Below are 22,755 nucleotides of genomic sequence, written 5' to 3' on the forward strand. Positions count from 1 at the left end.
TCGAACTCGGAAGTGAAACGCAGCTGCGCCGATGGTAGTGTGGCCTAAGCCATGCGAGAGTAGGTCATCGCCAGGGTTTTTACCCGAAAACCCCGCTGCTCACGCAGCGGGGTTTTCTTTTTGTCTGCGATTCCGTGCCTGCCCGGGGGCAGCTTGGCCACAGCGCCTGCCCACAACGCGGGCACGGCACGCCGGCAGCGGTCGTACCTGTCTGTAGAGCGCGCCGCCGCGCGGGCGTATCGTCATGGCTGCTGATGAAGGACGCCCCCATGCCGCTGAACTGCGTGATTCTCGACGACTACCAAGGCGTGGCGACATCGTCCGCCGATTGGCACCGGCTCGGCGATGCGGTGCAGATACGTACGCTGACGACATCCCACACGGGCGATGCGCTGGTGGCCGCACTGCAGGACGCCGACATAGTGGTGGTGATGCGTGAGCGCACGCCGATCACCGCCGAGCTGCTGGCCACGCTCCCATGCCTGCGTCTGCTGGTTACCAGCGGCATGCGCAACGCCGCAATCGACGTCGCCGCCGCGAAGGCGCGGGGCGTGGTCGTGTGCGGAACCGACAGCCATCCCGAACCGGCCGTGGAACTGACCTGGGCGCTGATCCTGGGGGTGATGCGGCACCTGGTGCCTGAGGCCAACGCGTTGCGCAGCGACGGGCCGTGGCAGCAGACGCTCGGCCGGGACCTGCATGGTGCCCGGCTGGGGCTGCTGGGATTGGGCAAGATCGGGCAGCGCGTGGCGCGGATCGGCCAGGCATTCGGGATGCAGGTCAGTGCGTGGAGTCCGAACCTGGATGCCGCCCGTGCGCAGGCCGCGGGCGTGCACTTGGCGGCGTCCAAGCAGGCACTGTTCGCTGACAGTGATGTGGTCTCGCTGCACCTGGTGCTGGGTGAGCGCACGCGGGGCATCGTTGATGCGGCCACGCTGGCCTGCCTGCCGGCACACGGCTACCTGATCAACACCGCACGTGCCGGCCTGATCGATCAACACGCGCTGATCGAGGCACTGGCGCAGAAACGCTTCGCTGGCGCCGGGCTGGATGTCTTCGACATCGAGCCCCTCCCGGCCAGGCACCCGCTGCGCACATTGCCCAACGTACTGGCGACGCCGCACCTGGGTTATGTCACCGCGCGCAATTGCCGGGATTATTTCGGCCAGGCGGTCGAGAACATCGCCGCCTGGCTGCAGGGCGCGCCGAGACGCGTGCTGGACTGACGCCGATCAGGCCACCGCGGCGGGACGGTACGCCTGTTCCTGATGACGGAACACGGCGACTGCCTGGGTCAGGTCGGCAGCCTGCGCTTCCAACAGCCGTGCGGCTGCACTCGCCTCTTCGACCAACGCCGCATTCTGCTGGGTGGCATCGTCCATCTGCGCCACCGTCCGGTTGACCTGATCGATGCCGGCAGCCTGCTCCTGCGAGGCCGAAGAGATCTCGGCCATGATGCCGCTGACACCGGCCACGCTGCTCACGATCTCGCCCATGGTCTGCCCGGCGTCCTGGACCAGGCGCGCGCCGTCGGTGACCTGCACTACAGAGGCATCGATCAGCCCCTTGATCTCCTTGGCTGCCTCGGCCGACCGTTGTGCCAGGCTCCGTACCTCGCTGGCAACCACCGCGAAGCCGCGGCCCTGCTCGCCTGCGCGTGCTGCTTCCACGGCGGCGTTGAGGGCAAGAATATTGGTCTGGAAGGCGATCCCGTCGATCACCCGCGTGATGTCGCCGATGCGGTGAGAGGCGGTCTGGATGGCGTCCATGGTGGTCACGACCTCGCTCACCACCTGGCTGCCGCGGGTGGCGACATCATGCGCGCCGTGCGCCAACGCACTGGCCTGGCGCGCGTGTTCGGCGTTCTGGCGCACGGTGGAGGTCAGCTCCTCCATCGAGGCGGCGGTTTCCTCCAGATGGGCAGCCTGGCGTTCGGTACGCTCGGACAGATCATCGTTGCCACTGGCGATCTCACTGGCGGCCAGCGAAATCGAGCCGGTGCACTGCTTGATCCGTTCGACCATCGCGGTCAGTTGCTCCGCCGTCGCATTGGCATCGCGCTGCATGGCCTGGAACGACCCGTGGAAATCGCCCCGCATGCGCTGGTCCAGATCGCCATCGGCCAGCGCCGAGAGCACCCGGCGGATCTCACCGACCGTGCCACCCACGCTGTCCAGCAGCTGGTTGATGCCGCCGGTCAGGCCGTTGAGGAAGCTCGCGCCTCCGTCCGTGGCCTGCAGCCGGCGATCAAGATCGCCCTTGCTGGCCGCCTCGACGATATCGGCCACGGCGTGTTCCAGCAGCAGTTCGTGGGTACGGTCATGCCATTCCACCGCGAAGCCCTGGCGCTGGCCCTTCGCATCGAATACCGGCGTGACAACCTGGGCGAAATGCACCGGGCCGATCCGCACACGCCCGTGATGGGTGGCCATCAACGTATTGAGGATGGCGCGGATGCGGTCCGGATTCGCATGGAAACGGTGAATGCTGCTGCCGACCAGGCGCTCGGCATCGAAGTCGGGGAAGGCCTCACGCAGGCTGGCCTGCTGGTTGCGCAGCAGGGTCACCACCGACTGGTTCACGTAGCGGATCACGTGGTCGTTGTCGGCGATCATCATTGCGGTGCGGGAGACATCCAGCGCCTGCCGGACCTGGGCGTCGTGCGTGTGTTCGACGCGATCACGCGCCTGCGCGCGTGCTGCCTCCGCGGCCAGCGAGAGCGCCCGCGTCTGTGCCTGCCGCAGTGCATTGCCCTGCTGCCGCACACGCAGCGCGAGCAGGCCCAACAGTGCGGCTGCGATCGCGACGGGAACCAGCGCCCAGGGTTGCCGCTGCCCGATCGCAGCGATCACGGCGGCGGCGAGCAGTACCCCTGCGGTGACCAGACAGGCCGCGTCAGCGGACGGCCCGGACATGCGCGTGGGCAGCAGATCGGGCGGGCGGGACGAGGCATCGGGAATGGCGGTCATGGCGGCTCCAGAATCATCAGAAAGCGGAAAGCCCGCGGCGTGATCGCGCGCAGGCGGATGCCACACCCGTCACCGGCGAAGCGGTGGGTGCGGCAGCGGAAAGAAGCAGGGAGGCGCGCAGAGAGCACGCAGCGGAAAACGCCGCGTCGGCGGTGGCAATCACCGCCGGCATGGCCCGGTCCTGTGGGCGATGGCACGGCCAATCCGGCATTGCGACGACGTTCCCTGGAAGCCTGGGTGATGCGCGGCTTCGCAACGGCGGAGCAAGCGACGACAGTGCGGCCAATGAAGATCGGCCTGCATCATCGGTATCGGTCGCTGCCGGGATAAGTTGAGTGCGACCGTGTGTCGCACCGTGCAGGGCTTACCCGGCGAGGAAGCCCTGGATCACCTCGGCCACCACCTGGGGATGCTCCATGTGCAGATGATGCGTGCCCGGGAACACGGCCAAGCGGCCTTCGCGCAGCAGCGAGATGCGCTGGCTGCGCAACGGCTCCGGGTAATACGACTGCGCTGGCGTGGCGTAGATCACCTGGGTCGGGCATTCGATCGCGGTGAGCAGGTCGTCGATCTGTGCTTCGCTCAGGCGCATCGCGGTGGGCAGCATCAGGCGCTGATCGCTGCACCAGCTGAAACCCCCTTCAACAGGCTTGACGCCGCGTTCGACCAGCAGGCGCGCACACCGCTCGCTGAGCTGGTTGGCCATCATGCGGGCGCGGATCGGCGCGGCCAGATCAGGGAACACGCGCAGTTTGCGGGTGGGCAGCGCCCGCGCGGCACGCACATGCTCACGCAGGCGCTGTGCGGTTTCATTCTCCGGGCCCCGCAGGCCGCCGAGGGCCTCGATCGCGATCAGGCGCTCGACGCGTTCGGGTGCGGCCGCCGCGGTAAGGCTGGCAATGCCGGCGCCCATCGAGTGGCCGAGCAGCACGAAGCGGTCCCAGCCCAGCGCATCGGCGACGTCGAGCACGTGGCAGATCGCACCGGGCGTGTTGTATTGCGTGCCGGGCGGCAGGTGCGCGCTGTGGCCGTGGCCGGGCAGATCGATCGCCACCAGCGCCAGCGCCGGCAGCTGCGCCGCCAACGGTTCGAAGCTGGCGGCGTTGTCGAGCCAGCCATGCAGCGCCAGAACACGCGTGCCGCCGGTCTCAGCCGACCGCAGGCCGGCCACGGTGCTGCCGGCAACCGGCAGCGAGAACGGCTGCAGCGTCATGCCAGCGCCGCGATGCTCAGCCGCGACAGCGCCAGTGCATGCGCCTGCGCGTCGTTGAGGCAGGGGATGTAGCGCATTGTCGCGCCGCGCTCGGCAACGGTCTCGGTAAAGCCCATCGCCACCTCTTCCAGGGTTTCCAGGCAGTCGGTGGCAAAGCCGGGGCAGACCACGTCCATGCTGCGCACGCCCTTCTCGGCCATCGCCCACAGGGTGGGTTCGGCATAGGGCTGCAGCCATTTCTCACGGCCGAAACGCGATTGGTAGGTCAGCTGCCAGGCATCGTCGGCCAGCTCCAGCGCTTGGGCGATCGCGTGGGCGCTGGCTTCGCAGCGCTGCGGATACGGATCGCCGGCGTCGGCCAGGCGCTGCGGAATACCGTGGAAGGAGAACACCAGCTTCTCGCCACGGCCGTGCTGTTCCCACCACTGGCGGATGCTGCCGGCGACGGCGGCGACCCAGTCCGGGTCGACCGCGTAATCGCGCACCAGGGTCACGGTGACGCCGGGATGTTTCGGCTGCCACTCGCGCACCTGGTCCTCGATCGAGGCGGTGGTGGTGGTCGAATACTGCGGATACAACGGCAGTACCACGATCCGTTTCATGCCTTCGGCGGCCAGCCGGTCCAGCTCGGCCGGCAGCGCCGGGGCGCCATAGCGCATCGCATGGCGCACCCGCAGGTCGGGCATCAGGTCCTGCATGGCCTCGGCCAGCCGGCGCGTGTAGACCATCAGCGGGGAGCCCTCCGGCAGCCAGACCTGGGCGTACTTGGCGGCCGAGCGACCACTGCGCAATGGCAGGATCAGCCCGAACAGCAAGGGTTTCCAGAACAACGGCGGAATCGCGACCACGCGCGGGTCGCTGAGGAACTCAGCCAGGTAGCGACGCACCGCCGGGGCGGTTGGCGTCTCGGGCGTGCCTAGATTGACCGCCAGCACGGCGGTGTCGGGTGCGTCGAGCATGCCGCCATTCTCGCAGGTCTGCGCGATTGGCGGGATGGATTTGGATGATGAACGCGATCTGGCAGGCATATCGATAGCCCGGAATACTCATTGCCGCTTCATCGCCGGCCTTCTAACGTCGAGAAGCGTATCGACCCCGGTCGTACCTGCCGCTATCTTGTATGAATCGACTTTCTGGAGCCCACCCATGCGCCGCCTCAGCCTTGTTCTGCTGATCTCCGCCAGCCTGCTGTCGACCCAGGCCATGGCCGGGCCACAGGAGGACCAGCGCGCCCGCAATGCCGTGCGCGTCCTGAATGAAATCCAGGACATCCCCGAGCAGGGGATTCCCGACAAGCTGCTCGACGAAGGTCGCGCGGTCATTGTCATTCCCGACACGATCAAGGCCGGTCTGGTGATCGGCGGCCGTCGCGGCCACGGCTTGATGTCCGTCAAGACGCCGGATGGCAGCTGGTCCAACCCGGTGTTCGTGAAGCTCACCGGCGGCAGCATCGGCTTCCAGGCCGGTGTGCAGTCTTCCGATGTCGTGCTGGTATTCCGCAACGATCGCAGCCTGGACAATCTCGTCAACGGCAAGTTCACCCTGGGCGCCGATGCCGGCGTCGCCGCCGGTCCGGTCGGCCGCAACGCTGCCGCCGCCACAGATGGCCAGCTGAAGGCCGAAATCTGGTCCTGGTCGCGCGCTCGCGGGCTGTTCGCCGGTGTGGCACTGGATGGCGCCGTGCTGCAGATCGACGATGCCGCCAACCTAGATGCCTACGGCAGCAACACCACGCCGCGCATGGTCTTTGAAGGCCGTGTCGGCGAGCCGCCGTCGGTGGACGTGGTCGCCTTCCGTGATCGCCTGGAAGAAGCCACCTACACCGCCCGCGAGAAGCGCGGCACCGCAGGCAGCGCGCCTGCACCGGCCCCCGCCCCGCGCGCCGCTGCCGTGCCGGTTCGACCTGAACAGGCGCCGGCCCCGGCCGCCGCTGGCGCGACCACCGCCCCGTTGCAGTCCGTGCCGGCGCAACCGGCCCCGCAGCAGGGCTTCCAGCCGGTCGGCGACGGTGAAGTCCGTACCGAATCGCTGGACGGCAACTGACTTTTGTCACGCGCGCCGGCTTACCGCCGGTGCGCTATGCTCAACCGTCTGATCACTACGTAACGAGCGAGTCATGGGCAGTTTCAGCATCTGGCATTGGTTGGTCGTGCTGGTCATCGTTCTGCTGGTGTTCGGCACCAAGAAACTGACCAGCGGCGCCAAGGACCTTGGCAGCGCCGTCAAGGAATTCAAGAAGGGCATGCGCGACGAGGACAAGCCGAACGCGCAGCTCAGCGACAGTTCGCGTCCGCAGGACTCGACGACGACGTCGCAGACCGAGCACGACCGCGACCCGCGCTGATCCGGGCGGCTTGGCGTGTTCGATATCGGTTTCAGTGAACTGCTGGTCATCGCGGTGGTGGCCTTGGTCGTCCTCGGCCCCGAGCGGCTGCCCAAGGCAGCCCGCTTCGCCGGGCTGTGGGTGCGCCGCGCGCGCAACCAGTGGGATTCGGTGAAGCAGGAGCTCGAACGCGAGCTGCATGCCGAAGAGATCAAGCGGCAGTTCGACGATGTGAAAACCTCGATGCGCGATACCGAGTCGCAGCTGCGCGCCAGTGGCGAAGCGGTGCGCCGCGAAGCCGAGCAGATGCGCCAGGACGTGGCGCGGCACGGCGATGACGTCGCCGCGGCTGCCGAGGACGAGCCGGTGATGACCGGCCCCGCACCGGGTTCCCCGGCCAGCGTGGCCCAGCATGTGGTGGCCCCCGAGGAGGCCGAGCCGCCGCGCGATGCGATGGCGCCGCCGGGCATCGATGGCAGCGCACCGCGTGCAGATCCGCCGGCGGCCCTGCCGCCGTCGACTGACACCGCACCGCTTACGCCTGTGCCCACGCCGCCGAACCACGAGGCACCGCGATGAGCGAGCATGAAAGCAACGAGAGTTCGCTGGTCGAACACCTGATCGAGCTGCGTGCACGCCTGGTGCGCGCGTTGATCGGCCTGGGCGTGGTGTTGCTGGGCCTGATGCCGTTCTCGCGGCAGATCTACACGATGATCGCCGAACCGCTGATCTCGCAGCTGCCGAACGGGCAGACGATGATCGCGACCAACCCGGCGGGCGCCTTCTTCGCGCCGTTGAAACTGACCTTCTTCGTGGCGGTGTTCATCGCCGTGCCGTGGCTGCTGTTCCAGCTGTGGTCGTTCGTGGCGCCGGGCCTGTATGCCCGCGAAAAGCGCCTGGCGGTGCCGTTGCTGGCCTCGTCGGTGCTGCTGTTCTATCTGGGCTGCGCGTTCGCGTATTTCCTGGTGTTGCCGGCGGTGTTCCACTTCCTCACCACGTTCCGCCCGGAGGTGATTGCGATCACACCGGATGCGACGGCGTACCTGGATTTCGTGCTGGCGATCTTCTTCGCCTTCGGCACCAGCTTCGAGCTGCCGGTGGCGATGGTGATCCTGGTGCTGCTCGGCTGGATCACGCCGCAGCAGTTCAAGGAAGGTCGCGGCTACGCGATCGTCGGCATCTTCGTGCTGGCCGCGGTGCTGACGCCGCCGGACGTGGTTTCGCAGCTGATGCTGGCCATTCCGATGTGCCTGCTCTACGAACTGGGCATCCACGCCGCGCGCTGGCTGGTGCCACGCCCGGGCGGGAAAGAGCAGCCGGAGTAAGGCACAAACAAAAACCCCGGCCAAGGCCGGGGTTTTGTCTGGATCAGGCCGCGAACACGTTGTTCGGGCCCGGCATCGGCGGCGGGGTCTGCGGCCCCTGCTGGCCGAACATCTGCTTCCACGCCGTGTAGATGGCACCGGCGAAGACCGGCATCACCACGCCCATCAGCAGGAGCTGCGCAACGAACAGCGCGAGCATCGTGCCACCGATCAACTGTGCGATCAGCGCGACCAGCATCACGCCGAAATAGATCGCAAAGACCGCCACGAAGGCGAGCAGGAAGAACACCAGCATCGCCAGCACGTTGTGCAGGCAGGCGCGCAGGCTCAGGCGCATCGCCTGCAGGCCGTTGCGGTGCTCGAACATCACCTGCGGCGGCAGGGTGAACAGCGCCAGCGCCATCGCCAGGAAGGTCACCACCACCAGTGCCAGCCAGAGCAGGATGCGCATCGCCGGCAGGCTTGCCATCAATTCTTCGATCTGCGCCGGGTCCGGCTGCGCGCCGGACTGGCTGATCGCGTTGAGCTGCACCATCACCTCGCTCAAGTGCTGCAGGCCACTGCTGCCGATCAGCACCAGCAACAACACGCCCAGGAACAGGCCGGCCACCAGCTGCGGCAGCAGCGAGGCGAGCAGGTTCAAGGCGCGGCCTTCATGCAGGCCCTGCAGCAGGTGCGACGGCTGCGCGACACGACCTTGGTCGACTTCGCGCACGGCCCACACCAGGCCGCCGAAGAACAGCGGGCCGGCCAGTGCCATCAACAGCTGCGCCAGCGTGCTCAGCGCCGGGCTGACCATCGCCAGCGACATCACCAGCAACGCGGCCACGGCCCAGATCACGCCGAGCAGGCCCAGCGCCAGCGGCGCCTTGCGCAGCAGGGTGAAACCCGACACCAGCCATTCCGCGCCGGCGGAGGCCGGCAGCTTGCGAATCTCGCTCATAACATTCCGGGACAGGGGAGAAGGCGCGAACGCCCGATTGCGGTCGATTATCCCTGTTTTCCCGGCGCGTGACCTGAAGGCCGCCCGGCGCGGCGCGGACGCTGCGTTGCGCCCGGATAACGTCCCCCGCGCGGGGCTCAGGCGTTGCGTGCCTGGCGGACGAAACGGCGCAGCAGCTGGCGGGCCAGCGGCGCGGCGCTGACGTCGCGGGCGACACTGCGCGCGCAACCACCGTGCTGGCGGATGCACTCGGCGCGGGCGCGGACGTAGCCGCGCATGTGGTGGGTGGCGAACTCCGGATGGAACTGCACGCCCCAGGCGTGTGCGCCCCAGCGGAAGGCGTGGCAGTTGTCCTGCGCCGAGCGTGCCAGGATCGCCGCGCCCTCGGGCGCGCGAAGCACCGTCTGCAGGTGGGTGGCGTGGGCCGGGAAGCGGGCCGGCAGGCCGCCGAACAGCGGATCGTCGACTGCGGAAGGATCCAGCGCCAGCTCGATCGTGCCGGACTCGCGCCCGGCCGGGTTGTAGGCGACTTCGCCGCCCAGCGCGTGGGCGAGCAGCTGGTGGCCGTAGCAGATACCGAACACCGGGCGGTCGTCGTGGGCGGCTTCGCGCAGCCACTGTGCGCTGCGTTCACTCCACTCGGCGCGGTCGGTGACGTAGGCGGCCGAACCGCTGACGATCACGCCGGCAAAATCGCGGTGGCTGGGCAGGGTGCCGCCATGTTCGACATCGACCACCACGGTCTCGTCGGCATCCAGCCCGGCCGCGACCCGGATCCAGTGCGAAAACCGCCCGTAGCGGCGCAGCGAGGCGACGGGTTGGCCGGTTTCAAGAATCAGGAACGGGGCGGAATTCATCCGGGGGAGGCAGGACCGAGAGGACTTCCTCGATTGTAGTCAGCCCTGCCGCTACCTTTTCAAGCCCCGCGCGGCGCAGGGTTCGTACCCCTTCAGCACGTGCGACACGGTTGAAGGCGGCCAGATCCATGTCCGCGCGGATGTGCCGGCGCAGGCTGGAACCCAATGGCAGCAACTCATACAGGCCCACGCGACCGAGGAAACCGGTGCGCCGGCAGTCGATGCAGCCGACCGGTGCATATGGCGTGGGCGCCTCAGGTAATGCCGCATCGGCATCAGTCAGCACCGCCCATTGCTCGGCCGAGAGCGCCGTGGGCACTTTGCAGTGGGTGCACAGGGTGCGCACCAGGCGCTGGGCCAGCACCCCGTTGAGGGTGGAGGCGAGCAGGTAATGCGGCACCCCCAGGTCGAGCAGGCGGGTGATCGCCGAGGGCGCATCGTTGGTATGCAGGGTGGACAGCACCAGGTGGCCGGTGAGCGAGGCCTGGACCGCCATCTGCGCGGTTTCCAGGTCGCGGATCTCGCCGATCATGATGATGTCCGGGTCCTGCCGCAGCAGGGTGCGCACGCCGCTGGCGAAATCCAGGTCGATGTTGGTCTGCACCTGCATCTGGTTGAATTCCGGCGCGATCATTTCGATCGGGTCTTCCACCGTGCAGACGTTCACCTCCGGCGTGGCCAGCCGCTTCAGCGTGGAATACAGCGTGGTGGTCTTGCCCGAGCCGGTGGGCCCGGTCACCAGCACGATGCCGTGCGGGCGCTCGACCAGGGCGGTCCAGCCGGCCGCCTCCTGCGGGCTGAAGCCGAGCTGGTCGATGCTCTTGAACGCGGCATCCGGGTCGAAGATGCGCATCACACACTTTTCGCCGAATGCGGTGGGCATGGTCGACAGGCGCATTTCCACTTCGCGCCCGCCTGGCGAACGGGTCTTGATGCGGCCGTCCTGCGGACGCCGGCGCTCGGCCAGGTCCATCCGGCCCAGCACCTTGATCCGGCTGACCACGGCGGTCATCACCGCCGGCGGCACCTCGAACACCTTGTGCAGCACGCCATCGATGCGGAAGCGCATGCGCCCCATGTCGCGGCGCGGCTCCAGATGGATGTCCGAGGCGCGCTGCTCGTAGGCGTACTGCAGCAGCCAATCCACGATGTGCACGATGTGCTGGTCGTCGGCGTTGACGTCGCCAGCGCGGCCCAGTTCCACCAACTGCTCGAAGCTGGGCAGGGTGCTGCTGGTCTCGCCGCGGACATCGCCACGGGCGCCGCGCACCGAGCGCGTCACCCCGTAGAACTCCATGGTGTAGCGGTGCAGATCCAGCGGGTTGACCATCGCCAGCTCGATCCGGCGGCGGCTCAGGTGCTGCAGGTCGCGCAGCCATTCCTGGGCCAGCGGCTCGCTGGTGGCGACCAGCACGCGCTCGCTGTCCACCGCCAGCGGCAGGAAGCGGTGGCGGCGGGCATAGGCGTGGGACACCAGGGCGGTGACCGCCGAGACGTCGACCCGGGTCGGGTCCACCCGCAGGTAGCGCACACCCGCGCGCTGGGCCAGCCATTCGCTCAGGCGCTCCAGACCGAGCTCACCGCCGCCGTTGGCGCCCAGCTTCAGGTTGGCCAGCAGCACCAGCGGATGGACCTCGCTGGCGTTGCGTGCGCCCGGGGCGGAGAAGCGGATGCGCTCCAGATCGGCGGCGGCGACCAGGCCATCGGCGACCAGGGCGGCGGCGACCTGGTCGAAATCCAGGCGGCCGTCCGGCAGGGAGACGCCCCCCGCAGGGACGCTGGCAGACGCCGCAGGCAGGCGTGGATCCATCCTCCATTTCCCCAGGCACGGAAGGCCCGTGCGGTCGGTCGCTATACTAGCGCACCCCTTCTGCAGGCAAGAATCCGCCGCATGTCCGCGATCCCGAACGTTCCGATCACTTTCCAGGGCCTGATCCAGACCCTCAACCAGTATTGGGCGCAGCAGGGCTGCGTGCTGATCCAGCCGCTGGACCTGGAGGTCGGTGCGGGCACCTTCCACCCGGCCACGTTCCTGCGCTCGATCGGTCCGGAAAGCTGGAATGCCGCGTACGTGCAGCCCTCGCGCCGCCCGACCGACGGCCGCTACGGCGAGAACCCCAACCGCCTGCAGCGCTACTACCAGTACCAGGTGGCGATGAAGCCGAGCCCGGACAACATCCAGCAGCTGTATCTGGATTCGCTCAAGGCGCTGGGCATCGATCCGCTGGTGCATGACCTGCGCTTCGTCGAGGACAACTGGGAATCGCCGACGCTGGGCGCCTGGGGCCTGGGCTGGGAAGTGTGGTTGAACGGGATGGAAGTCACCCAGTTCACCTATTTCCAGCAGGCCGGCGGCCTGGAGTGCAAGCCGGTACTCGGCGAGATCACCTATGGTCTGGAGCGCCTGTGCATGTATCTGCAGAACTGCGACAACGTCTATGACCTGATCTGGACCTACGGTCCGGATGGCACCCCGGTCACCTACGGCGATGTGTACCTGCAGAACGAGATCGAGCAGAGCACCTACAACTTCGAATACGCCGACGTGGACGAAATGTTCCATCGCTTCGATGCCTGCGAAAAAGAAGCGCAGACGCTGGTCGATGTCGGCCTGCCGCTGCCCGCGTATGAGCAGGTCTGCAAGGCCAGCCATGCGTTCAACCTGCTGGATGCGCGCCGCGCGATCAGCGTGACCGAGCGCCAGCGCTACATCCTGCGCGTGCGCGCGCTGGCCCAGGCCGTGGCCAAGCTGTACGAGGCCAAGCGCCTGGAAGCGGTGGCCGCCAAGGAGGTGCAGGCATGAGCACGATGCAGCCGCTGCTGATTGAACTGGGTACCGAAGAACTGCCGGTCAAGGCGCTGCCGGGCCTGGCCCAGGCCTTCTTCGATGGCGTCGTGGACGGCCTGAGCAAGCGGGGCGTGGCCATCGAACGGGGCGATGCCAAGCCACTGTCGACGCCGCGCCGCCTGGCGGTGCTGCTGCCCGGCGTGGCGTTGGAACAGCCGGAACAGCACAGCGAAGTGCTGGGCCCGTACCTGAACATCGCGCTTGACGCCGAGGGTCAGCCGACCAAGGCGCTGCAGGGTTTCGCGGCCAAGGCCGGGATCGACTGGACCGCGCTGGAGCGCACCAGCGATGCCAAGGGCGAGCGCTTCGTGCACCGCTCCACCACGCCGGGCGCGCGTACCGCGACGCTGCTGCCGGAGATCCTGCGCGAGGCGATCGCCGCGATGCCGATCCCCAAGCCGATGCGCTGGGGCAGCCACACCTACGGCTTCGCCCGCCCGGTGCATTGGCTGGTGCTGTTGCACGGCCCGGACATCATCGAGGCCGAGGTGCTGGGCCTGAAGGCCGACCGCATGAGCCGCGGGCATCGCTTCATGCATGACAAGACCGTGTGGCTGAGCGCGCCGGAGGACTACGTCGCCTCGCTGCAGGCCGCCTATGTGCTGGTCGACGCCGACGCGCGCCGTACCCGCATCGTCGAGCAGGTCAACGCGGCGGCCGCGCAGGCCGGTGGCCAGGCGCGCATCACCCCGGACAACCTGGAACAGGTGGTCAACCTGGTCGAATGGCCGGCGCCGGTGCTGTGCAGTTTCGAGCGCGAGTTCCTGGCGGTGCCGCAGGAAGCGCTGATCGAGACGATGGAGATCAACCAGAAGTTCTTCCCGGTGCTCGATGCCGGCGGCAAGCTGACCGAGAAGTTCATCGGCATCGCCAACATTGAATCCAAAGACGTGGCCGAAGTAGCCAAGGGCTACGAGCGCGTGATCCGTCCGCGCTTCTCCGATGCCAAGTTCTTCTTCGACGAAGATCTGAAGCAGGGTCTGGAAGCGATGGGCGACGGCCTGAAGACCGTCACCTACCAGGCCAAGCTGGGCTCGGTGGCCGACAAGGTCGCCCGTGTGGCCGCCCTCGCCGAGGCCATCGCGCCGCAGGTGGGCGTGGACCCGGTGCTGGCCAAGCGTGCTGCGGTGCTGGCCAAGAACGACCTGCAGTCGCGCATGGTCAACGAGTTCCCGGAGCTGCAGGGCATTGCCGGCCGGCATTACGCCGTGGTCGGCGGGGAGTCGCCCGAGGTCGCGCTGGCCATCGACGAGGCCTACCAGCCGCGCTTCGGTGGGGATGACATCGCGCTGTCGCCGCTGGGCAAGGTGCTGGCCATCGCCGAGCGTCTGGATACGCTGGCCGGTGGCTTCGCCGCAGGCCTGAAGCCGACCGGCAACAAGGATCCGTTCGCGCTGCGCCGCAACGCGCTGGGCCTTGCCCGTACGGTGATCGAAAGCGGGTTCGACCTGGATCTGCGCGCGCTGATCGGTACCGCCACCGCCGGCCTGCCGGCAGGCGTGCAGCCCAGTGCCGAACGCAAGACCGAGGCGCTGCCGCAGGAGCTGTACGACTTCATCATCGACCGCCTGCGCGGCTACTACGCCGACAAGGGCGTGCCGGCCACGCACTTCAACGCGGTCGCCGAGTTGAAGCCGGCCTCGCTGTACGATTTCGACCGCCGCATCGATGCCATCGGCACCTTCGCTGCGCTGCCCGAAGCCGAGGCGCTGGCCGCGGCCAACAAGCGCATCCGCAACATCCTGCGCAAGGCGGAGGGCGAGATCCCGGGGATGATCGACCCGGCGCTGCTGGCCGAGCCGGCCGAAAGCGAACTGGCCGAAGCGGTGGAAGCGGCCATCGATGACAGCAACGCCAGCCTGCACCAGAAGGACTACGTGAGCGTGTTGAACCGGTTGGCGCGCCTGCGCCCGCAGGTGGACGCGTTCTTCGATGCGGTAATGGTCAATGCCGAGGATCCCGCGCTGCGGGCCAATCGACTGGCCCTGCTCAAGCGCCTGGGCGACCGCCTGGGCAGCGTGGCGGCGATCGAACACCTGTCCAACTGACGCTGCGGGGCAGGACGCCTCGAGGCTCACCAGAAGGCGCGACGGCTTCGGCGGTTCGCGCCTTCTGCGTTTTCAGGCGTGGCGCGTGCAGCGCTTCGTTCGCGCTGGGTGCGTCATGGGGCGTCGCGGACGGTTCTGTCCGACACCGTGCTGTCATCGATCAGGGCCGACACGACGCTGACGACTTTCTCGCGGAATTTAACGGCTTCTTCACCGCCGTTCTGAAACGGCCACGCCGATTTCGCATGCTCGCGATGGCCCGTTATGCTGTCGCCATGCAGCCAACGAAATTCGCCCTTCCGCTGATGTTCCTGTCCCTTGCCACCGCCTCGGTGGCACATGCACGGGGGACCATCGAGAAAGTGGACATCAAAGGATTGGACAAGGGCGACGATGCCGAGATGATCGAGAACATCGAGGTCTCGCTGTCCCTGTACGACACCATCGGCAAGCCGCAGGGCGAGTCCCGGCTGGAGTATCTGCTGTCGCAGGCCGAGCGCCAGACCCGTGAGGCGCTGGAGCCGTTCGGGTATTACAACCCGACCATCACCGTGGAAAGCCCGCGCGAAGGCGAGAACCTGCGCGTGGTGATCCAGGTCGAGAAGGGACCGCCGACCCTGGTCCGCCGCGAGCACATCGACATCACCGGCCCGGCCCAGCTGGACCAGTACCTCCAGGAAGACCTGGAGAACTTCAAGCCGCGCAAAGGCCAGCGGTTCGAGCACACCGAGTACGAAGCCAGCAAGATCCGGGTGACCCGGCGCCTGGCCGAGCGCGGGTATTTCGATGCCGACTTCACCCAGCGCCAGGTGCAGATCACCCGCGCCGAGAACGCGGCCGACGTCGATCTGACCTGGGACAGTGGCCGCCGCTACAACATGGGCGAGATCCGCTTCCATCAGGATTACTTCGTCGACAAGCTGTTCGACCCGCTGGTGTACTGGGACGAAGGCAGTTACTTCCACGAAGGCAAACTGGACCGCCTGCGCGAATCGCTGACCAAGCTCGATTACTTCAGCGTGATCGACATCCAGCCGCGCCCGGACCAGGCCGATGACAACGGCGATGTGCCGGTGGACGTCAACCTGACCCGCGCCAAGCGCACGATCTATACCGCCGGCCTGAGCTACGGCAGTGAGAGCGGCGCCGGTGTGCGCGGTGGCCTGGAGCGGCGCTTCCTCAACAGCCGCGGCCACAAGATGAACACCCAGCTCGACTATGCGCAGAAGCGCAAGAGCCTGGTCACCAGCTACCGCATCCCGGGCTTTGCCTGGCTCGACGGCTGGTATGCGTTCACCGCCAGCGCCTATGACGAGCAGACCGATTACATCGACCTGCGCAACTTCAAACTCTCGGCCAGCCGCAGTGGCGAGATCAACGAGAACTGGACCGCGATCGCCTCGATCAACGCCCTGCGTGAGCGCTGGCGGTATGCCTCGGGCACCGAGTTCACCGATGCGGTCTATAACACCTCCACGCTGGTCTACCCGCAGCTGGTGGCCGACTACGTCAACGTGGATGATGAGATGTTCCCGCGCCGCGGCATCAGCGGCAGTGCAACGCTGCGTGGCGGCGTCGAAGGTGCCGGCTCGGACACCAGCTTCGTGCAGGCCAACATGGTGCTGCGCTGGTATGTGCCGATCGGCGACAGCGACCGCCTGATCCTGCGCGGCGAAGGTGGCACCACCTGGACCAGCGATCTGGTCGCGATGCCGCCGAGCCTGCGCTTCTTCGCCGGTGGCGACCGCAGCATCCGCGGCTATGCCTTCCGCGAAGTCGGCCCGCGTACTGCACCACCGGACAAATACGCGCTCGGCGCGAAGAACCTGGTGGTCGGCTCGGCCGAGTATGAGCATTACTTCAAGGGCGGGCCGTGGGGTGCGGCGGTGTTCGTCGACACCGGCAGCGCGTTCGACAATACGATCGATCTGCATACCGGCGTGGGCTTCGGCGTGCGCTGGAAATCGCCGGTGGGCCCGGTGCGCGTGGATATCGCGCATGGCCTGAACAACCCGGATTCGCAGTTCCAGCTGTACCTGAACATCGGAGCGGACCTGTGAGTACGCCGACGCCGTCCGCACCTGCCACCCCGCCGCCGCCGCGCGTGCGTTTCTACCGCAAGCGCCGCTTCTGGGCGTGGTCGGGCTTCACCGTGCTCGGCCTGGTGCTGCTGGCCCTGCTGCTGGTGTACTGGCTGCTGCAGACCGTGGCCGGCCGTGATGTGCTGCTGGCCCAGGTGGTCGCGCGGTTGCCGGTCGGCGCCTCGCTCACCTGGAGCAAGGTGGATGGCCCGGTCGCCGGGCCGCTGGTGCTGCACGACCTGGACTTCCGTTACGACGACATCCATTTCACCGCCGAACGCGCCTACCTGGATCCGGACATCCGGCCGCTGCTGGGGCGCAAGCTGCAGCTCGATGCGCTGCAGATCAAGAACGCCACGCTGAACCTGGCCAAGAGTGATGAACCGTTCGAGCTGCCGTCGTGGCCGGACTCGCTGCCGCAGATTGAAATGCCGCTGGCGATCCAGGCCGACACCATCATCATCGATGGCTTCCGGATCACCCAGGCGCAGCAGCCGCTGATCGACATCGCCAAGGTGCGCGGTGGCGTGGAAATCGCCAATGGCGAATTCCGCGCGACCCAGCTGAAGGTCGACAGCGACATGGGCGATTTCCGCGTGGATGGCCGGTACCTGCCACGCAGCGATTACGACACCGATATCACCATCGGCGCGCTGATGCCGGCGCCGCGCGGGCGCACCCCGGCGCGGCTGGGCCTGGTGGCCCGCGGCGACCTGGGCCATATGGAAGTGGCGATCGCCGGCAATGCACCGGCGCCGCTGCAGGCCAGCCTGGTGTTCGATGGCCGCACCGACCCGGTGTGGAAACTCGCTGCGCGCAGCAAGGAACTGGACCTGGCGCTGCTGGTGCCGGGCATGGACGCGAGCACCAGCACGCCGATGGCGCTGGATGTGCAGGCCGATGGCAAGGGTGGCCAGGCCAATCTGCAGGGCAGCTTCAAGCAGGGCGACATCGCGGTGGAACTGGCGCCCTCCAAGGTCGGGCTGGCCGACCAGGTGCTGACCGTCTCGCCGCTGCAGGTGAAGGGTTTTGGTGGCCAGGCGCGGCTGGAGGGCATCGCCGATTTCACCGACAAGGAAAACGCGAGCCTGCGCTTCTCCATCGTCGCCAACGACCTCACCTTCGTGCCCGCCGCCGATACCACCACCCCGGGCGCCGCTGCGCCGGTGCCGGTGACGCTGAAAGAAGCGCGCATGGGCCTGGCCGGCACGCTGAAGGCGTGGGCGGCGGTTGGCCGTGCCTCGGTGGAACGCGAGAAACAGGTCGCCGATCTGCAGTTCGACGTGCGCGGCAATGACCAGGCCGCCGTGATCAAGCAGCTCCAGGCCAGCACCCCGGGCGGTTCGCTGGATGTCACCGGCCAGGTGGCCTGGGCCCCGCAGCTGGATTGGGACGTGGCCGCCAAACTGGCCGGCTTCGATCCGGGCTACTTCGCACCGGGCTGGGACGGCAAGCTGTCCGGCTCGTTCGCATCGAAGGGGCGCCAGTTGCCGCCGCCGGCCGGCAGTCCGGCCGGTACCGCCGGCAGCTACGAAGCCACCGTCGATGTGCCAGGCATCAAGGGCACGCTGCGCAAGCGTGCGCTGGATGCACAGGGCAAGTTCGCGCTGCGCGGCGAACAGGGCGAGGGCAACCTCAAGCTGGCGCTGGGCAACAGTCGCCTGACCGCCAAGGGCTCGGTGGGCGATCGCCTGGATATCGATGCGCAGCTGGAGCCGGTGCAGTTGGACGACCTGCTGCCCAACAGCAGCGGCAGCCTGCGCGGCCATGTGCTGATCAAGGGCGCGCGTACCGCGCCGGACATCACCGCCGATCTGGTCGGCAGTGGCCTGCGCTGGGACGACTGGAGCGCCGAGGCGATCAGCATCCAGGGGCGCCTGCCGTGGCAGGGCGACAGCGGCACGCTGGCGGTGCAGGGCAGCAAGATCCAGGTCGGCATGCTGCTGGACACGCTCAACGTGAATGCCCGCGGCAGCCTCTCCCATCTGCGCCTGGATGCACAGACGAAAAACGAGCTGGGTGCTGTCGCGCTGGAAGGCGGCGTGCGCCAGCAGGGCCAGGCCTGGCGCGGTGATCTGACCGCGCTGCGTATCGCACCGGTCAAGGGCGATGCCTGGAGCCTGCGCGCGCCGGCCACCTTCAGCGTGCAGGGCACTAACTTCACCCTGAGCGATGCGTGCCTGGGTGCCGCCACGGGCGGCGCGCTGTGCGCCAGTGCGAACTGGCCCCGCGAAGGCCTGCTGGTGCGCGGCGATGCGCTGCCGCTGGCGCTGGTGCAGCCGTGGCTGCCACCGCAGTCCGGACGCCGCATCTTCCTGCGCGGTGAAGTGAATCTGGATGGGCGCATCCGGCCGCGCGGCAACGCGTGGGAAGGCAGCGCTTCGGTCACCTCGCGCGAAGGCGGGGTACGCCTGGGCGACAACGCGCGTGGTGAGCTGGTGCGCTATGACCAGTTCTCGGTGAACCTGGAGATGACCCCGCAGCAGATCAACGCCAAGCTCGGTGTCGGTTTCCAGGGTGACGGCTTCGTCGATGCCAAGGTGCAGACCGGCTGGGATGCCAACGCGCCGCTGACCGGCGAGCTGTACATGAACATCGCGCGGCTGTACTGGCTGGAACTGTTCTCGCCCGACATCGTGCGCCCGACCGGCCTGATCGAAGGTCACGTCAGTCTGCGCGGCACGCGTGGTACGCCGTCGTTGGGCGGTGAGGCGACGCTGAGCAAGTTCAACGGCGAGTTCCCCGCGCTCGGCCTGACCTTTGCCGAAGGCAAGGGCAGCTTCACCGCGCAGCCGGATGGCTCGGCCAAGATCAGCGCGCAGGCCAACTCCGGCAAAGGCACGCTGTACGTGGATGGCGGGCTGTCGTGGTTCGGCGATGCACAGCCACTGCAGCTGCATATCCACGGCGAAAACGTGCTGCTGGCCAACACCAGCGAGCTGCGCGTGATCGCCAACCCGAACCTGGACTTCACCCTGGCCGGCAGCGCGATGCAGCTGCGCGGGACCGTGCACGTGCCTGAAGCGGATCTGGACCTGGAGCGCCTGGACCGTGGTACCTCGGTCTCCGAAGACGTGGTGGTGCTGGATCCGGTCGATCCGGAAGAGGGCCCCAGCTCGCCGCTGGACATGGACCTGACCGTGAGCCTGGGCGACAAGGTCAAGATGGCCGGGTTCGGCCTGAAGGGGGCGCTGACCGGCAAGATGCAGGTGTGGGCACGCCCCGGGCGTGAGATGACCGCCAACGGCGGGCTGGAAGTCAGTGGGCGCTACAAGGCCTACGACCAGGACCTGACCATCACCCGCGGCAACTTGAACTGGAACTACAACGCGGTCTCCGATCCGCGCATCAACATCCGTGCCCAGCGCGCCGTCGGCGATGTCACCGCCGGCATCGACGTGACCGGGCGGGCGCAGTCGCCACGTGTGGATGTGTGGTCGGAACCGGCGATGTCGCAGTCCGAAGCACTGGCCTATCTGGTGCTGGGACGCAGCCTCACCGGTGCCAGCAGCGACCAGGCCCAGCAGGTCAACGCGGCCTCGGCGGCGCTGTCGGCCGGCAGCGGCCTGCTCGCCTCGCAGCTGGGCGCCAAGCTCGGCCTGGACGACGCCGGCGTGAGCCAGTCGCGCGCGCTGGGTGGCTCGGTGATCGGCTTCGGCAAGTACATCTCGCCCAAGCTGTACATCGGCTACGGCGTCTCGCTGGTCGGCAGTGGCTCGGTGCTGACGCTGAAGTACCTGCTGCGCCGTGGCTTCGATGTGGAGCTCGAGTCGAGCACGGTGGAGAACCGTGGGTCGCTGAACTGGCGGCGGGAGAAGTAAGCCACGGCGGACGGTCCAGGCGCCCCTGACCATCGGCCGTTGCCCTGCCGGGCCTCAGTGGCTAAGGTCTCGGGCTGTTCTGACGTACCGGATGTGCCCATGTCTTCACGCAAACCCCTCACCGCCGCGCTGGCGCTTGGCCTGACCCTCGCCGCCGGCGCCCATGCCGACGAAGGCATGTGGATGCCGACCCAGCTGCCGGACCTGGCCAAACCGCTGAAGGCGGCCGGCTTCAAGGGCAACCCGGGCGACCTGGCCAACGTCACCGCGCCGCCGCTGAGTGCGGTCGTGCGTGCCGGTGGCGGCACCGGTTCGTTCGTCTCCGACGACGGCCTGCTGCTGACCAACCACCATGTGGCCATGGGCGTGATCCAGTACAACACCTCGCCCGAGCACAACCTGATCAACGAGGGCTTCATCGCCACCGGCCGCAGCGATGAGCGCGCGGCCAACCCCGATTTCCGCGTGCTGGTCACGGTCGGGTTCGACAAGGTCACCGATGAAGTGCTGCGCGATGCGCGCGGCAAGACCGGGCGGGCGTACTTCGACGCGGTGGACCGCGCCAGCAAGCAGCTGGTGGCCGAGTGCGAGAAGGAAGGCAACATCCGCTGCAGCGTGGCGGACATGTACTACGGCACCGATTTCTATCGCATCCGGCAGCTCGAGCTGAGCGATGTGCGCCTGGTCTACGCGCCGCCGCGCGCGATCGGCAACTACGGCGATGAGATCGACAACTTCATGTGGCCGCGCCACACCGGCGATTTCACCCTGCTGCGTGCCTACGTGGGCAAGGACGGCAAGCCCGCGCCGTACAGCGTGGACAACGTGCCGTACCACCCGCCAGCACACCTGAAGATGGCGATCGACGGCCCGAAGACGGGCGATTACGCCATGCTGGCCGGCTATCCGGGCATCACCTACCGCCATCGCACCGCCGCGGAATTCGCCAGCCAGATCGATGCCGTGCTGCCGCGCCGCGTGGCGGTGTTCCAGCAGATGATCAACACCATCGAAGCGGCCAGTGCAAAGGACGCGCAGGCACGCACTCGCTACGCCTCGCAGCTGCAGTCGCTGAAGAACAACCGCAAGCGCGCCGCCGGTGAGCTGGAAGGCCTGCTGCGCAGCGATGCCAAGGCGCAGCGTGCCGCCGATGAGGCAGCGATGCTGCAGGCCACCGACGCGAACTACCGGGACGATATCCAGTCCCTGCTGACCTCGCTGTCCAGCGGCGCCTCGGTGGGCGAACGCGATCTGCTGCTCGATCTGCTCGCGGCGCAGAGCCAGCTGCTGCGCTCGGCACTGACCCTGGAGCGCCTGCGCATCGAATCGGCCAAGCCCGATGCCGAGCGTGACACGGGCTATCAGCAGCGCGATCTGGCCTTGATCGAGGGCGTGCTCAAGCAGGTCCAGCGCCGTTACGATCCGGCCATCGAAAAAGCCCTGCTGACCACGCTGCTGACCCGCTACCAGCAGCTGCCGGATGCGCAGCGCGTGCCCGCGTTCGACGCTGCCTTCGGCCGCACCCCGGCCGCACTCGCCAAGACTCTGGATACGCTGTACGCGAACACGCACCTGGGCGACGAAGCCGAGCGCCTGTCGCGCTTTGCCGCGGCGAAAGAGGGCAAGGCGCTGGCACGCGATCCATTGATCGATCTGGCTGGCCCGCTGGTCGCCGCGCAACTGCGCCTGGATGACGAGCGCAAGACCCGCGAAGGCGAGCAGCTGCGACTGCGCCCGGCGTACATGCAGGCGCTGTTCGCCTGGCGTGCCAAGCAGGGCCGCGCGGTCTACCCGGATGCGAACCGCACGCTGCGCATCAGCTACGGCAAGGTCGAGGCACTGTCGCCGCGTGATGCGGTGCATTTCGACCCGGTGACCACCGTGGCCGGCATCGTCGAGAAAAACACCAACGCTTATCCGTTCGATGCACCCAAGCCGCTGCTGGACGCGATCGCCAAGGGTGATTTCGGTTCCACCGCCGATCCGGTGCTGAAGACCCAGACGGTCAACTTCCTGACCAACCTGGACACCACCGGTGGCAACTCCGGCTCGCCGGTACTCAACGCCAAGGGCGAGCTGATCGGCCTGAACTTCGACAGCAACTGGGAGTCGGTCAGCGCCAGCTGGTGGTTCGACCCGCGCTTCAAGCGCGCGGTGCACGTGGACATGCGCTACCTGCGCTGGCTGCTGGCCAAGGTTTACCCGGCGCCGGAGCTGCTGAAGGAAATGGGCGTTCCGGCCGAGTAAAGGACAGGGCCGGTCACGATCCACGGTCGTGACCGGCAACAGCCGTTTCCAAGCGGTGGCACCCGTCGATCGGGGTGCGG

16 protein-coding genes and 1 rRNA gene are annotated in these 22,755 nt (G+C 67.7%); 11 read left to right on the plus strand and 6 right to left on the minus strand.

From position 1 onward, the window contains the following. Both rrf and AC06E9_RS17845 read left to right on the plus strand, forming a co-directional pair. Window positions 1-76: ribosomal RNA gene (rrf, locus tag AC06E9_RS17840) — 5S ribosomal RNA — on the plus strand; the annotation flags it as partial. 193 nt (window positions 77-269) lie between these two features. Next, the gene (locus tag AC06E9_RS17845) at window positions 270-1,226 is read left to right on the plus strand and encodes a D-2-hydroxyacid dehydrogenase family protein (protein WP_478056539.1); all 957 of its coding nucleotides are present in this window, start codon (window positions 270-272) and stop codon (window positions 1,224-1,226) included. A 6-nt stretch (window positions 1,227-1,232) separates the two neighbouring features. Here AC06E9_RS17845 and AC06E9_RS17850 read toward each other — a convergent pair whose 3' ends face one another. The 3 genes from AC06E9_RS17850 to hemH all read right to left on the minus strand — a co-directional run bounded on the left by AC06E9_RS17850 (window position 1,233) and on the right by hemH (window position 5,141). Next, on the minus strand, window positions 1,233-2,969 hold the full coding sequence (locus AC06E9_RS17850) for a methyl-accepting chemotaxis protein (protein WP_478056540.1): 1,737 nt from the start codon (window positions 2,967-2,969) through the stop codon (window positions 1,233-1,235). A gap of 364 nt (window positions 2,970-3,333) precedes the next feature. Further along, a complete protein-coding gene (locus AC06E9_RS17855) occupies window positions 3,334-4,182 on the minus strand; it encodes an alpha/beta fold hydrolase (protein ID WP_478056541.1) in 849 nt (282 codons plus the stop codon). Then, on the minus strand, window positions 4,179-5,141 hold the full coding sequence (hemH, locus tag AC06E9_RS17860) for a ferrochelatase (RefSeq protein WP_478056542.1): 963 nt from the start codon (window positions 5,139-5,141) through the stop codon (window positions 4,179-4,181). The genes AC06E9_RS17855 and hemH overlap by 4 nt, the downstream gene beginning before the upstream one ends. A gap of 187 nt (window positions 5,142-5,328) precedes the next feature. Between hemH and AC06E9_RS17865 the strand changes: the two genes are divergently transcribed. The 4 genes from AC06E9_RS17865 to tatC all read left to right on the plus strand — a co-directional run bounded on the left by AC06E9_RS17865 (window position 5,329) and on the right by tatC (window position 7,830). Beyond that, window positions 5,329-6,225, plus strand: a complete 897-nt coding sequence (locus AC06E9_RS17865) for a lipid-binding SYLF domain-containing protein (protein ID WP_121041012.1) — start codon at window positions 5,329-5,331, stop codon at window positions 6,223-6,225. 73 nt (window positions 6,226-6,298) lie between these two features. Next, window positions 6,299-6,526: a Sec-independent protein translocase subunit TatA gene (gene tatA, locus AC06E9_RS17870; RefSeq protein ID WP_019185586.1), complete on the plus strand. Its 228-nt coding sequence runs from the start codon at window positions 6,299-6,301 to the stop codon at window positions 6,524-6,526. A gap of 15 nt (window positions 6,527-6,541) precedes the next feature. Further along, window positions 6,542-7,084 (plus strand): Sec-independent protein translocase protein TatB, encoded by a 543-nt coding sequence (gene tatB, locus AC06E9_RS17875; RefSeq protein ID WP_478056543.1) that lies wholly within the window; start codon window positions 6,542-6,544, stop codon window positions 7,082-7,084. After that, the gene (tatC, locus tag AC06E9_RS17880; protein ID WP_102788725.1) at window positions 7,081-7,830 is read left to right on the plus strand and encodes a twin-arginine translocase subunit TatC; all 750 of its coding nucleotides are present in this window, start codon (window positions 7,081-7,083) and stop codon (window positions 7,828-7,830) included. The genes tatB and tatC overlap by 4 nt, the downstream gene beginning before the upstream one ends. Window positions 7,831-7,873: 43 nt before the next feature. Here the strand turns inward: tatC and AC06E9_RS17885 are convergent, their stop codons facing one another. The 3 genes from AC06E9_RS17885 to AC06E9_RS17895 form a co-directional block, all read right to left on the minus strand. After that, window positions 7,874-8,773: a BPSS1780 family membrane protein gene (locus AC06E9_RS17885; protein ID WP_070470085.1), complete on the minus strand. Its 900-nt coding sequence runs from the start codon at window positions 8,771-8,773 to the stop codon at window positions 7,874-7,876. Window positions 8,774-8,910: 137 nt separating this feature from the next. Beyond that, window positions 8,911-9,630: a glutamine amidotransferase gene (locus AC06E9_RS17890; RefSeq protein WP_121041006.1), complete on the minus strand. Its 720-nt coding sequence runs from the start codon at window positions 9,628-9,630 to the stop codon at window positions 8,911-8,913. Continuing rightward, window positions 9,602-11,440, minus strand: coding sequence for a GspE/PulE family protein (locus tag AC06E9_RS17895; RefSeq protein ID WP_282260590.1), 1,839 nt, complete (start codon window positions 11,438-11,440; stop codon window positions 9,602-9,604). The genes AC06E9_RS17890 and AC06E9_RS17895 overlap by 29 nt, the downstream gene beginning before the upstream one ends. An 81-nt stretch (window positions 11,441-11,521) precedes the next feature. Between AC06E9_RS17895 and glyQ the strand changes: the two genes are divergently transcribed. The 5 genes from glyQ to AC06E9_RS17920 all read left to right on the plus strand — a co-directional run bounded on the left by glyQ (window position 11,522) and on the right by AC06E9_RS17920 (window position 22,675). After that, window positions 11,522-12,433 carry a glycine--tRNA ligase subunit alpha gene (gene glyQ, locus AC06E9_RS17900; RefSeq protein ID WP_346473013.1) on the plus strand — a complete coding sequence of 304 codons (912 nt, stop codon included), beginning with the start codon at window positions 11,522-11,524 and terminating at the stop codon, window positions 12,431-12,433. Next, the gene (glyS, locus tag AC06E9_RS17905) at window positions 12,430-14,526 is read left to right on the plus strand and encodes a glycine--tRNA ligase subunit beta (protein WP_478056544.1); all 2,097 of its coding nucleotides are present in this window, start codon (window positions 12,430-12,432) and stop codon (window positions 14,524-14,526) included. The genes glyQ and glyS overlap by 4 nt, the downstream gene beginning before the upstream one ends. Window positions 14,527-14,780: 254 nt before the next feature. Next, a complete protein-coding gene (locus AC06E9_RS17910; RefSeq protein ID WP_121041000.1) occupies window positions 14,781-16,586 on the plus strand; it encodes an autotransporter assembly complex protein TamA in 1,806 nt (601 codons plus the stop codon). Continuing rightward, on the plus strand, window positions 16,583-20,428 hold the full coding sequence (locus tag AC06E9_RS17915) for a translocation/assembly module TamB domain-containing protein (protein ID WP_478056545.1): 3,846 nt from the start codon (window positions 16,583-16,585) through the stop codon (window positions 20,426-20,428). Before AC06E9_RS17910 ends, AC06E9_RS17915 begins: the two co-directional genes overlap by 4 nt. Before the next feature lie 99 nt (window positions 20,429-20,527). Then, window positions 20,528-22,675, plus strand: coding sequence for a S46 family peptidase (locus AC06E9_RS17920; protein ID WP_478056546.1), 2,148 nt, complete (start codon window positions 20,528-20,530; stop codon window positions 22,673-22,675). Window positions 22,676-22,755: the final 80 nt, after the last annotated feature.

The sequence above is a fragment of the Stenotrophomonas sp. Steno-Z10-BAI genome (assembly GCF_056393115.1).